Annotated in this window: 12 protein-coding genes; 9 read left to right on the forward strand and 3 right to left on the reverse strand. The window is 47.7% G+C overall.

Features of this window, described 5'->3' with window-relative positions; genetic code table 11:
• Positions 1 to 565: 565 nt before the first annotated feature.
• Genes IQ234_RS03415 through IQ234_RS03430 form a run of 4 tightly spaced genes read left to right on the forward strand, consistent with a single transcriptional unit; the run spans position 566 to position 5894 of the window.
• Positions 566 to 1033 (forward strand): helix-turn-helix domain-containing protein, encoded by a 468-nt coding sequence (locus IQ234_RS03415; RefSeq protein WP_110577624.1) that lies wholly within the window; start codon positions 566 to 568, stop codon positions 1031 to 1033.
• 7 nt (positions 1034 to 1040) lie between these two features.
• Positions 1041 to 3683, forward strand: a complete 2643-nt coding sequence (locus tag IQ234_RS03420; RefSeq protein ID WP_193956044.1) for an ABC transporter transmembrane domain-containing protein — start codon at positions 1041 to 1043, stop codon at positions 3681 to 3683.
• A gap of 2 nt (positions 3684 to 3685) precedes the next feature.
• Positions 3686 to 5140 carry an HlyD family efflux transporter periplasmic adaptor subunit gene (locus tag IQ234_RS03425; RefSeq protein WP_193956045.1) on the forward strand — a complete coding sequence of 485 codons (1455 nt, stop codon included), beginning with the start codon at positions 3686 to 3688 and terminating at the stop codon, positions 5138 to 5140.
• A 19-nt stretch (positions 5141 to 5159) separates the two neighbouring features.
• Positions 5160 to 5894 (forward strand): foldase protein PrsA, encoded by a 735-nt coding sequence (locus IQ234_RS03430; protein ID WP_193956046.1) that lies wholly within the window; start codon positions 5160 to 5162, stop codon positions 5892 to 5894.
• A gap of 54 nt (positions 5895 to 5948) precedes the next feature.
• On the opposite strand, the gene IQ234_RS03435 is transcribed toward IQ234_RS03430, so the two are convergent.
• The gene (locus IQ234_RS03435; RefSeq protein ID WP_193956047.1) at positions 5949 to 6116 is read right to left on the reverse strand and encodes a hypothetical protein; all 168 of its coding nucleotides are present in this window, start codon (positions 6114 to 6116) and stop codon (positions 5949 to 5951) included.
• A 468-nt stretch (positions 6117 to 6584) separates the two neighbouring features.
• On the opposite strand from IQ234_RS03435, the gene IQ234_RS03440 reads away from it, so the two are divergent.
• The 4 genes from IQ234_RS03440 (at position 6585) to IQ234_RS03455 (ending at position 9164) form a co-directional block, all read left to right on the forward strand.
• Positions 6585 to 7019 (forward strand): nitrogen fixation protein, encoded by a 435-nt coding sequence (locus IQ234_RS03440; protein WP_193956048.1) that lies wholly within the window; start codon positions 6585 to 6587, stop codon positions 7017 to 7019.
• 258 nt (positions 7020 to 7277) lie between these two features.
• Positions 7278 to 7583, forward strand: coding sequence for a Nif11-like leader peptide family natural product precursor (locus tag IQ234_RS03445; RefSeq protein WP_193956049.1), 306 nt, complete (start codon positions 7278 to 7280; stop codon positions 7581 to 7583).
• A gap of 112 nt (positions 7584 to 7695) precedes the next feature.
• Positions 7696 to 7908, forward strand: coding sequence for a hypothetical protein (locus IQ234_RS03450; protein WP_193956050.1), 213 nt, complete (start codon positions 7696 to 7698; stop codon positions 7906 to 7908).
• 5 nt (positions 7909 to 7913) lie between these two features.
• A complete protein-coding gene (locus IQ234_RS03455) occupies positions 7914 to 9164 on the forward strand; it encodes a nif11-class peptide radical SAM maturase 3 (RefSeq protein WP_193956051.1) in 1251 nt (416 codons plus the stop codon).
• Between the two features lie 182 nt (positions 9165 to 9346).
• On the opposite strand, the gene trpA is transcribed toward IQ234_RS03455, so the two are convergent.
• Complete coding sequence (gene trpA / locus IQ234_RS03460; protein ID WP_193956052.1) at positions 9347 to 10141, reverse strand: tryptophan synthase subunit alpha; 795 nt, start codon at positions 10139 to 10141, stop codon at positions 9347 to 9349.
• Positions 10142 to 10404: 263 nt separating this feature from the next.
• Between trpA and IQ234_RS03465 the strand changes: the two genes are divergently transcribed.
• Positions 10405 to 11322 (forward strand): glycosyltransferase family 2 protein, encoded by a 918-nt coding sequence (locus IQ234_RS03465; RefSeq protein ID WP_193956053.1) that lies wholly within the window; start codon positions 10405 to 10407, stop codon positions 11320 to 11322.
• Between the two features lie 114 nt (positions 11323 to 11436).
• Here the strand turns inward: IQ234_RS03465 and IQ234_RS03470 are convergent, their stop codons facing one another.
• Positions 11437 to 11769, reverse strand: a complete 333-nt coding sequence (locus tag IQ234_RS03470) for a BON domain-containing protein (RefSeq protein ID WP_193956054.1) — start codon at positions 11767 to 11769, stop codon at positions 11437 to 11439.
• Between the last annotated feature and the right edge of the window lie 3 nt (positions 11770 to 11772).

The raw sequence follows: 11772 nt of genomic DNA on the forward strand, positions 1-11772 counted from the left end.
GAGATGGGGAGATAGGGAGATGGGGGTTAGGTGTTAGAGAGGTTTGATCGGGCGAGAGAAAAACAATTTATAGCGTTTCCTGTTCGCACGAGGTACATTATCAATATTGATTTTGATCAAGGTGAAGAATTGTAATTTTTGGCGTTGCTGATTTGAGATATGAATCTTCTCTTGTGGGATTTTTAAAACCTCGACCCAAACTAACTTTTGGATACGATGCACAGTTGGCATTCATAACTTGATTCAGCAACGCCTAATTTTTTTTCTCAGAAAAAATCAATTATTGAAAATGTTCCCAATAGTAGTTTCTATAATGAAGGTTTTTCGTCAAAACATCTTGGGGAATGTAAAAATATATAAAAATATGTAAAGGTATATGAAGATGTGCGGAATGTCGGATTTAATAAACTGCATAATGTTCACTTTCGCAGCCAAAATAAGAATTTAAGGACAGCGAGAGAGATCGTTGCACGAGGAATTTAGCCCATTGTACAACTTAGTACAACTTTCTTGTCTCAACGCTCCGACCTGCTGCTGTCTGCTTTTACTTATAGTTGCAAAGGCTATGTCATCAAGCACTGGTAAATATCTATCCCTATCCCAACGTCAGCAACTTCTCGAAATCTTAACAGAACCAAATATCCCCGATATCGATCGCAAACGGATTCAAATCATTCTTTTAGCTGACGAGGGCAAATCCCAGGGCGAGATCCGTAAGCTTCTCGATTGTACTGCTGCCACCGCTAGTAAATGGATACTGATCGCCGAGAGTGGCAAGATCGATCGCTGGCAGAAATACCGCCGCGGTCGCCCGCCAAAAGTTGATCAACCTTACCTCGATCGCCTGAGGGAACTGATTACTAAATCCCCCCGGGATTTCGGCTATTCCTTTAAGCGATGGTCGGGAGTTTGGTTAGCGCGGCATCTAGAGAAAGAATTCGGGGTTGCGCTCACCCCCACCCACATCAATCGCCTCCGCAAACAGCTACAGCCGATCCGCATCGTCGATCTTTCTCCTTCAGCCAAAGCTTAAAACAACTATGCTCGATACTCACAGCCTCGTCAATCCCTGGCCAGAATTCCTGTCCGAAACCCAGTGGCGGAGTCTCCAGAAAACAGCGATCGCTATCTCTCCCGAAGCGGGTACCTTGTCCCTACAGCCCGGATTATACCTAGTCGTTCGCGGCAAAGTTCGGATAGCGAACTCGCAGCAAAAAGAGATGATCGCACTCAAAACCGACGAATTTTTCGGAGAATTCACCCTCTTTCCCCGATCAGGTTTTCTGCTCTTCGGCGTAGCTCAGAGACCACCCTACTCGGTTCGAGTCTCCGCAAAGGCGGAACTACTTCTTATCCCCGAGTCCGCGCTGAGGCCGATCCTGAAAAAACACCCCGCCCTGAAAAAAACATTACTGCAACGGGCGCGGGAAATTGAGCAACTTCTTGGGATGAAGGCAGAAGAAACGGACAAAAAAAGCGCTCGAGCCTATTTTCCCTCTCCAGCGCGGCGGTTAGGTCACTGGATCGGGCAATCCCTCCGCCGTTATCCCTTCTTCGAGCAACAGTCCGCCTCCGATTGCGGGGCGGCCAGTTTAGTCATGATCGCCCGTTATTGGGGCAAAAGAATCAGCGTCAACCGTTTGCGGGAAATGGCCAACGTCAACCGCGACGGAGCATCCCTGAAGGGACTGATCACTGCGGCGGAAAATATCGGCCTCTCCACCCGTCCGGTGAAAGCGACTCTAGAGGGATTAGGGAAACAGCCCCTACCGGCGATCGCTCACTGGGAAGGCAAACACTTCGTTGTGATCTGGAAAATTACCCCCAAACAGGTGATTATTGGCGATCCAGCGATCGGGCAATTAACCCTAAGTCGTGCCGAATTCGCCAGTAAATGGACGGGATTCACCCTTCTGCTCCAACCGAACCAGAAATTCCGGGACACAAAAGAGGATAAAACCTCTCTCTGGCAGTTTTATCGCTTACTCGAACCCCATTGGTTCGTACTGCTGGAAATTTTCGTCGCCTCGCTTTTTATCCAAATATTCGGCTTAATTACGCCGATTTTCACCCAGTTAATCCTCGATCGAGTAATCGTCCAGGGGTCGTTAACCACCCTTTGGGCGATGGGGATCGGTGCGCTAATTTTCGGGGTTTTTCGGGTGGCAATTACTGGTTTACGCGCCTATCTCCTCGATCATACTGCTAATCGCATCGATACGGCATTAATCACTGGTTTTATCCGCCATACCCTCAGCCTTCCCCTCGGTTATTTCGAGTCCCGCTATGTGGGCGATATTGTTTCCCGCGTCGGGGAAAATCGCAAGATCCAGCGTTTTCTCTCTGGGGAAGCTCTCTCGATTTTACTTGACTTATTAACGGTTTTCGTTTATGTGGCGGTGATGTTCCGCTATAGCTGGCAATTAGCCCTCATCAGTTTAGCGATCGTGCCACCGTTCTTTCTGCTGGCGTTAATTTCTACCCCTTTTCTCCAGCGAATATCCCGGGATATTTTTCAGGCAATCGCTAAGGAAAGCAGTTACCTGATCGAGATTTTAACCGGTATTCGTACCGTCAAATCTACCGCCACAGAGCGATCAACCCGTTGGCACTGGGAAGACCTTTTCTCGGTGGAGGTCAAGAAAAATTTCTCCGGGCAGATTATCGGCAATAATCTCCAAATCGTCAGTAATCTCATCGAATCTTTGGCGACGACGGGTTTACTCTGTTTCGGTGCCTATCTGGTAATTCAAAATCAATTATCGATCGGACAACTGATCGCCTTTAATATGCTTTTTGCCCAGATCATCGCGCCTTTTCAACGCTTAACCGTTCTCTGGACGCAATTTCAAGAAGTCAATATCGCCGTCGAGCGCATTAACGATGTACTGGACGCGAAACCGGAGGAGAATTTAGAGGAACTTTCTCGGCAGTTTCTCCCGGAATTAAAGGGACATATTCGCTTTGAAAGTGTCACCTTTCGCTACCACACCGACAGCGATCGCAATGTGTTAGAAAACCTCAGTTTTGAGATTTTACCCGGTCAAACCGTTGCCATCGTCGGTCGGAGCGGTTCGGGAAAAACCACGATCTCGAAATTGCTGATCGGCCTCTATCCCCCCACCGACGGCAAAATCTCGATCGACGGTTACGATCTGAGTACGATCGCCCTCAGTTCCCTCCGGCAACAGGTGGGAGTCGTCGATCAAGATACCTTTCTCTTCGGTTCCACGATTCGGGAAAATATCAGTTTAGGTCATCCCGATCGCCCCCTAGAAAATGTAGTGGTCGCGGCGAAATTAGCGGGAATTCATGAGTTTATTCAATCACTGCCCATGGGGTACGAAACTCAAATCGGCGAGGGTGGAGGGCTACTTTCCGGGGGACAGAGACAACGGATCGCCATCGCTCGATCGCTGATGGGAGAACCGCGGTTATTAATCCTAGATGAAGCCACTTCCCACCTCGATACCGAATCGGAACGGATTATTCAAACAAATCTCCAGAAAATTCGCCAGAATCGCACGATGGTGATTATCGCCCATCGCCTCTCTACGGTGCGGAACGCGGATTGTATTCTCGTTCTTGATCGAGGGGTATTAGTCGATAGTGGAACCCACGAAGAATTAATGGCCCGTCCTGGGATTTACCGTAATTTGAACTCTAATCAATTGAGTGAATAACTATGACCACCAATCTAGACAGAGAGCGTGATAACTGGTCTTTCCAGACCAAGGAATTGATCGATACTTTACCCCTACCTTGGACACGGGGTTTACTCTATTTTCTGATTATTTTCGTCTCGATCATTCTCCCCTGGGCGATATTCTCAAAAGTCGATGAAACGGGTGTCGGTCCAGGAAAACTGGAACCCCAAGGGGAAACAGTCAAACTCGATGCAATCACCGCAGGAGAAGTGGAAAAAATCTATGTCCGTGAAGGCCAAGAGGTGAAAGCAGGACAACCGATTTTAACCCTAGATTCCTCATTAATCGGCAAGGAAATACAACAAATCGAGGAGAAAATAGAAGGACAAAAAAGCCGTCTTTCCCAACAGAAACTGGTCAAAAGTCAGTTAGAGATTTCTTTAACCACCCAAAGCCAACAAAATCGCGCGGCAGCAGCGGAAAAAGAAGCCTCGATCGAACAAGCGCGGGAGAATGTGGACGCATTAATCAAGAAGGCCAAAATATCCCTAGAAGAACAACAAGCGCGAGTCAATCAAGCGAAAACCGCCCTCGCACAAAGTCAGACTGATTATCCGATTCTAAAAAGTCGTTATCAAACGGCTTTAAAAGAAGTCGATCGCTACCGAAAAGCGTGGGAGGATGGCGCGATATCGGAGGTACAATTCATCGAGCGCGAGGACAATGCCAAGGAACGCCAACAACTCTACGAGCGGGGAAAAGCGGAGGTAAAAGAAAATCAACATAAACTAGCGGAATTAGAAAGCACCTACCGTCAGACGAGTCAACAAACGAGCGCCGATATCGCCCAAGCGCGTCTGCAATTACAGGAGCGGCAGCGGGGTTATCAAAGTCTCCGCCATTCCAACGAGTTGGCACTCTTAAGGGTACAGGAGCAGATTAACAATCTAGACACGGAGATCGCAACACTGGCATCGGAAATCGCCCAAAGCGAGAGCCAACGGCAAGCGCTCCAAATCCAACTAAGTCAGAGGGTTTTAAAGGCGAATACCGACGGCACAATCTTTTCATTACCGATTAAACGCGCGGGTGCGGTGGTGCAGTCGGGAACGCGGGTTGCGGAGATAGCACCGAAGGGATCGCGGTTTATTCTCAAGGCAGAAATGCCCACGGATCAAAGTCAATTTCTCCGCGCCGGTATGCCGATAAAAGTCAAGTTCGATGCCTATCCTTTTCAGGATTACGGCATTATCGGCGGCAAGATCACCAAGAAATCACCGACGGCGATCGAAAAGGAAACACCAAACGGAAAAATTAACGTTTTCGAGCTAGAAATTCAACTCGATCGCTCCTGTATTCAAAAGGGAAATCAATGTATTCCCCTCAATCCGGGAGATACGGCTACCGCAGAAGCGATCGTTCGTCAGCGTCGGGTGATCGATTACATCCTCGATCCCTTTAAGGATCTACAAAAAGATGGGTTAAAACTGTAGTTTTTTTTCAGGAGTCATTATGTCCCATAGTATCACCATCACCAATCAAGACCTTATCCAACAGCTTAAGCTATCGGGGAAAGTTCCCGAAATGGTCGAGGGAATTATCGGTCGGAAAATCATCACCGAAACCGCCACGGCAGCGGGGATTAAAAACACGACTACTGAGTTACAACAGGCGGCCGATCAATTCCGTCTCGCCAAAGAATTACATAACGCCAAAGATACATGGAATTGGTTGGAAAAACAGGGCTTATCCCTAGATGATTTCGAGGAGATCGTTCAATTCAGTTTACTATCGGGTAAATTAGCCGAACATCTTTTCGCAGACAAAATTGAATCCTATTTTGTGGAACACCAGCTAGATTATACCGGTGCGGTGATCTATGAGGTAGTGTTAGCAGATCAGGCGATGGCGGAGGAGTTGTATGAATCGATTCAGGAGGAGGAAATCAGCTTTCAGGAAGTAGCGCATCGCTATATCGAGGATGTGGAATTACGACGCAAGGGAGGTTATCGCGGTACTGTTTCTCGTAAGGATTTACGACCGAATCTTTCCGCCGCAATTTTCGCATCGGATTCTTCTCGATTGTTGAAGCCGCTGCAAGGCGATCGGGGTTTTCACCTGATTTTCGTCGAGGAAATCCTTAAGCCAAAATTAACCGAGGAGTTGGCTGTGAAAATCGGGGTCGATTTGTTTAACGGTTGGATAAAAGAGAAAATTCAGGAAATAGAATACGAGTTAAGTAATTAATCGTGGACGGGGTGGGCATTGCTCACCCCGCCCCTTAATTATTCTAAAACACTATTAATAGAGTGCAACGTTAGAGTCTAACGAAAAACCGCCACCACCACCGCCGCCGCCACCGGTGGGAATAGAAACAGATATATTGGTCGGACCGCCTTGTGAAGCTCGACCGATACCGTATCCAACTACGAAAGCGGCGATAACCCATCCAAAAAAACCACCTCGCATTCCGACTTCTTCATTCGTTAGGTTTCTTAATTCATCGGTCGTTTGTAAATCATTGACTTTGATGTTAGCCATAATCGATTGATCTCATGTTTGAGGTTGACTAAACAAAATCATCCACGATACACATTCAAAACGCAAATATATTTTGAAACTTAATTAACTTATTTTTGTCTCGAATTTGATCGGCAAGAATACTGCGATCAGTTGTGCTTTAAGGTTATTCTCTCAAAAATGTAGAATAACCTAGATTATATTTTTTGAACTTAAATTATCTTTTTATGTTCAATTAGTCTTTAAAAATATCTTGTTTTTTCTTGCAAGGTTCCATAGTATTAAATTCAGAGAAGTAGCTGGACAAGCCTGACAACTCTTGCCAAGACTTTTCTATTTATAGAGTCAATTACGATCGCGAGCGTGTTCCCTAACCAATTCGCTCGTAATTATCCATTGAACAAGCGGATAAAACTGATGAAATCTCTTCCGCACCAGACACCTACCCTTTGCCCTAGCGCACGAGAAAATTCCCCGGATAGCGTAATTTTCGGGATCGCGGCGGGAACCGTCGAGGAACCCCGCGTCGCCTATCTCCCGGAAATCCAACCCGTCACCGCAGAAATTCTCGCACTCGCTCAACCCGTCACCCCCACCGAAGTCTTCCGCTTCGCCGCCTCCTGCGCGGAAAAAGAATGCGTTCATTTCGATGGGAAAGATTGTCGCCTTGCACGTCGGGTGGCACAGGGACTCGCAGAAGTAACCGATATCCTTCCCCCCTGTCGAATCCGGCAAAACTGTCGCTGGTGGTTACAGGAAGGAAAAGCCGCCTGTCTGCGCTGTCCGCAGGTTGTCACTGACAACTATAATCCTTCCGAAACTTTCGTGAAGGTTGCCGAACCCGAATCTTAACCCTATTAAATAGGAGTCTAATTACCATGGCTAAAATTCATATTTCCGATCTACAGGTGAACTCTTTTCAAGAATCTCTTGAAACTGCGATCAATCGCGCGATCGAGACTCGAAACATTCAAGGCGGTATATTATCGTCATCAACAAGACTGGGAATAATAAATTGGCCTCCCATCACTCTCGGAATTATCTACAGCCCGACCGCGGATTTATCTTGACGCTTGTTGTCTTTTATCAAATTCTAACAGGAGTTAACTTATGGCTCTCGAACAAGTTCACGCTTTTTATCAAAAAGTCGCTTCCGATCAGTCCTTCCGTTCCCGAATCCAATCGGTGAATAGCAAAGAAGAATGCAGCGAGATCGTCAAAGCTGCGGGGTTCGATTTCACACCACAGGAATTCGAGGAATACACCACGCGACTTCTAGAATCCGATCGCCCCGATGAAGAAATTAAAGATTTAAGCGAGGAAGATTTAGCGGCGGTCGCAGGTGGATTTATCAGCGGTTTTCGGTGGCCCCCCATAATGTTGTATGGTGGGCCAGCAAATCGCGATCTACTATAGGACGACAGAATCGTTCGACCGATGTACGGATTACCGGCAGATCGTTTCGTGGATTTCTAATTCCAACCGACTCATAAATTTTATCGAGTATTAAACTTGTAAGGAGCTAATTATGTCTTTTGATCGCACCCCGAACTTTACCGAAAAACTAGCAACCGATCCCGATTTTCGTTTAAAGGTTTTGGACGAAATCGCTAACGATGACGAACTCAAAGACTTAACCGAAGAAGACTTAAAAGCGATCGTCGGGGGATGGCTGAACAAACACCAAATATACGGCTCTCCTTATCTGCGTGATTGGTTCCTAAATATAAACATAGAATAATTCCAATGACCGAATACCGTCGCATCAGCTACGCCGTCTGGGAAATCACCCTAAAATGTAACCTCGCCTGTCAGCATTGCGGTTCCCGCGCCGGCCACACCCGTAGCCACGAACTTACCACTGAAGAGGCCCTCGATCTCGTCCGTCAACTGGCCGAAGTGGGCATCAAAGAAGTCACCCTGATCGGGGGAGAAGCCTTCCTCCGTCCCGACTGGCTCGATATCGCCCGGGCGATCACCGACGCGGGCATGATCTGCGGTGTCACTACCGGCGGCTACGGCATCACCCTCGACACCGCCCAAAAGATGAAAGACGCGGGGATCAAAGTCGTCTCTGTTTCCGTGGACGGATTAGAAACTACCCACGATCGCCTGCGGGGGAAAGCCGGCTCTTGGCAATGGGCTTTCCGCACCATGGGCCACCTCAAACAAGCCGGTATCCCCTTCGGTTGCAATACCCAGATCAATCGTCTTTCTGCCCCCGAATTTCCCCGAATCTACGAAAAAATCCGCGATGCGGGCGTATTTGCCTGGCAGATCCAGTTAACCGTCCCGATGGGGAACGCAGCCGATAATTCGGAGATTCTCCTGCAACCCTACGAACTCCTAGAACTATACCCGATGCTCGCCCGTGTCACCGAGCGAGCGCGACGCGAGGGGATAGACGTACAACCGGGCAACAATATCGGCTATTACGGCCCCTACGAACGTTTATTGCGGGGGGGGGACGCGTGGACATTCTGGCAGGGCTGTAGTGCTGGACTGGCGGCACTGGGTATCGAGGCCGACGGTGCGATCAAAGGCTGTCCCTCCCTTCCCACCGCAGCCTATACCGGGGGCAATATCCGCGATCGCTCCCTGCGCCAGATTATCGAAGAGGCCGAAGAACTGCGCTTCAACCTCGGCGCGGGAACCCCGAAGGGAACCGATCACCTCTGGGGATTCTGTAAAACCTGCGAGTTCGCCGAACTCTGCCGCGGTGGTTGTAGTTGGACTGCTCATGTTTTCTTTGATCGCCGGGGGAACAATCCCTACTGTCACCACCGGGCGTTAAAACAAGCGGAGAAGGGAATCCGAGAGAGATTCTACCTCGATCACCCCGCAGCGGGAATTCCCTTCGATAACGGCCAATTTGCGCTGGTAGAAGAACCCTTCCATTCTCCCCTAGCCAATGATCCCCTCGCCTTCAGTGCCGACGCGATCCAATGGCCGGAAAGCTGGCAAAACAAAACCCCCGTACTCACCCCCACAATCTAACCATGAACGAGAACCCGAACCCTATCCCCGCCATCCTACCCCGATCGGCGTGGGAGAGCCAGATCGCCTATCTCCGGGCTGTATTCCGGGCGAAAAAAGCACTAGATGAAATTGAACGAATTCAGAACGAGAAGACATGAACGCTCGATCGATCTAATCTGTAGCTGCTAACCCCTCATCCCTCACTGAATCGCCTGTTTTAAACTACGGCAGAATTCTTCGAGGGATTTTAACCCATCGCTGGGGGAATTATCGGCCAGACGTTTAACCATGGCACTGCCGACAATTACCGCGTCAGCCCCCCAGTTTTTCACCTGTAGTGCCTGTGTCGGGTCAGAAATGCCAAATCCTACCCCGACGGGTTTATCGGTGACAGAACGGATAGAATCGAGCAATTCCTCCACTCTGGTGGCCACTTGATTCCGCATTCCCGTCACTCCCGTGACACTAACCAGATAAATAAAACCTTGGGATTGCCGGGCGATCGCTTGTATTCGTTCCGGGGGACTGGTAGGCGCTACCAATAAAATCACTTCAATTCCCTTAGCGGCAGCTGGTTGCAGCAGACTTTCCGCTTCCTCTAGGGGTAAATCGGGAACCACCAAACCACTCACCCCGGCTGCTTTAATTTGGTCTAAAAAGACATCTATCCCGCGATGATAGATGGGATTATAGTAAGTAAACAGAATAATCGGAGCTTTCACCTCTCCCTGGGCATTTTTGACGATTTCTAGCACATCTTCCAACTTGACACCCCGATTTAAAGCGCGGGTGGCTGCCGCTTGAATAACTGGACCATCCGCAAGAGGATCGGAATAGGGAACCCCCAACTCGATCAGATCGGCCCCTGCCCGGTCTAAAATGCGTAAAGCTTGGGCAGTGGTAGATAAATCGGGATCACCGGCAGTAATAAAGGGAATTAAGGCACAATTCCCCTGGGAACGGAGAGAACGAAAACACTCGGAAACAGCAGTCATCGAAAATTACTGGAGACATAAAGCACCGTCTATTATCTCATGGCGGGGAATAGCTCCTTGCTAGTTGCCGCAAGCTCAGGTAAAGAATTTTTCAAGTAATACTTAAGGAATATTGACAAAATGGTGATCGAGGATAGAATGAGCGCAGTCTGATAGTTTTGAGAAAATCTCTTCTATAAACTGGTTTTCATTCCGCTTTTTCCGGTACAAAATAGGACTACTGCCCGATCGGGTTGCGTATAATCAAACACCATACCATATCTATGTTTTCCATTTACATTCTCACCCATAACGAAGAAATTGATATTGCCCCCTGTGTAGAATCGGCACTTCTATCCGATGATGTGATTGTGGTTGACTCCTACAGTAGCGATCGCACAGTAGAGATCGCTTCTCGTTATCCAGTGCGCGTGATTCAGCATCAATTCGAGAGTCATGGTAAACAAAGAACTTGGATGTTAGAAAATATCGAGACTAAATACGACTGGGTTTATATTCTCGAAGCAGATGAAAGGATGACACCCCAACTCTACGCAGAATGTCTGCGTGCCACGCAACAACAGGAATTTACTGGTTTTTATGTGGCCGAAAGAGTTATGTTTATGGGAACTTGGATCCGTCGCAGCACCCAGTATCCCCGTTATCAAATGCGTCTATTTAGAAAAGATCAAGTCTGGTTTAGCGATTATGGTCACACGGAAAGGGAAGAATGTCGAGGGAAAACCTCTTTTTTAGAAGAAACCTATCCCCACTATACCTGTAGTAAAGGTTTAAGTCGTTGGATTGAAAAACATAATCGTTACTCTACTGATGAAGCAGCAGAAACCCTACATCAGTTGGCTAACGGGGGTGTTAGTTGGAAAAATTTATTTTTTGGTGAAACCGAAGTAGATAGACGGAGAGCTTTAAAAGATTTATCCCTACGATTGCCTTTTCGTCCCTTACTTCGTTGGTTTTATATGTATTTTATCCTAGCAGGAATTCTCGATGGTAAAGCTGGTTTTGCTTGGTGTACTCTGCAAGCTTTTTATGAGTATTTGATCCTCTTAAAAGTGGCGGAAATGAAACAGGGTTTACCCACTCCCCCCGAAGTTAGAAATCGTTTTCATACCCCGCACAATAGTAACAATAGTAATTCCCATAGGTCTGGTTTCGTCTCCCTAAAAGGAAAAGCCGATTAACATTTAACCATGATTAATCAGCCGGCAATCACCTAACAACAACCTAGGGACAAAAAACAATGCCAATCCACCTACTCAGTGGTTAATTTTCACGGGGAATACAGCCGTTCGACTTCACTCAATAGTTACTTGACTGGTATCGACGCTGGTTGCCCCATGGACTTTACTGGCAATTACTACCATTTTATTTAAAGTCGCCTGATTGGAAACCCTGCCTTTTAGTACAACTTTACCACCAGTTTGAGCGACCCACAATTTGTCTTCATCAGCTAAATCCGGTGTCTCGTCAAAAGCTAAAACTACTCGTTTAGCTAGTCCGCTTTCGTCGTATTTTCCATCTAATCCGACTCTTTCGGGGGGAATACCCGCAGCAGCGGCTTTTCCTGCGATCGCACTAGCGGCATCTGCCGGTTTATCTAAGCCAAAAATTCTTTTTAACCAATCCATTGC

The sequence above is a fragment of the Microcystis aeruginosa LEGE 91341 genome (assembly GCF_015206885.1).
In the GTDB taxonomy this organism is placed as follows: domain Bacteria; phylum Cyanobacteriota; class Cyanobacteriia; order Cyanobacteriales; family Microcystaceae; genus Microcystis; species Microcystis aeruginosa_H.

What these genes read in the sequence shown, in the direction of transcription:
- IQ234_RS03415 (WP_110577624.1), top strand. Translation starts at nt 566, where the DNA reads ATGTCATCAAGCACTGGTAAATATCTATCCCTATCCCAACGTCAGCAA.
- IQ234_RS03420 (WP_193956044.1), top strand. Translation starts at nt 1,041, where the DNA reads ATGCTCGATACTCACAGCCTCGTCAATCCCTGGCCAGAATTCCTGTCC.
- IQ234_RS03425 (WP_193956045.1), top strand. Translation starts at nt 3,686, where the DNA reads ATGACCACCAATCTAGACAGAGAGCGTGATAACTGGTCTTTCCAGACC.
- IQ234_RS03430 (WP_193956046.1), top strand. Translation starts at nt 5,160, where the DNA reads ATGTCCCATAGTATCACCATCACCAATCAAGACCTTATCCAACAGCTT.
- IQ234_RS03435 (WP_193956047.1), bottom strand. Translation starts at nt 6,116, where the DNA reads ATGCGAGGTGGTTTTTTTGGATGGGTTATCGCCGCTTTCGTAGTTGGA.
- IQ234_RS03440 (WP_193956048.1), top strand. Translation starts at nt 6,585, where the DNA reads ATGAAATCTCTTCCGCACCAGACACCTACCCTTTGCCCTAGCGCACGA.
- IQ234_RS03445 (WP_193956049.1), top strand. Translation starts at nt 7,278, where the DNA reads ATGGCTCTCGAACAAGTTCACGCTTTTTATCAAAAAGTCGCTTCCGAT.
- IQ234_RS03450 (WP_193956050.1), top strand. Translation starts at nt 7,696, where the DNA reads ATGTCTTTTGATCGCACCCCGAACTTTACCGAAAAACTAGCAACCGAT.
- IQ234_RS03455 (WP_193956051.1), top strand. Translation starts at nt 7,914, where the DNA reads ATGACCGAATACCGTCGCATCAGCTACGCCGTCTGGGAAATCACCCTA.
- trpA (WP_193956052.1), bottom strand. Translation starts at nt 10,141, where the DNA reads ATGACTGCTGTTTCCGAGTGTTTTCGTTCTCTCCGTTCCCAGGGGAAT.
- IQ234_RS03465 (WP_193956053.1), top strand. Translation starts at nt 10,405, where the DNA reads ATGTTTTCCATTTACATTCTCACCCATAACGAAGAAATTGATATTGCC.
- IQ234_RS03470 (WP_193956054.1), bottom strand. Translation starts at nt 11,769, where the DNA reads ATGGATTGGTTAAAAAGAATTTTTGGCTTAGATAAACCGGCAGATGCC.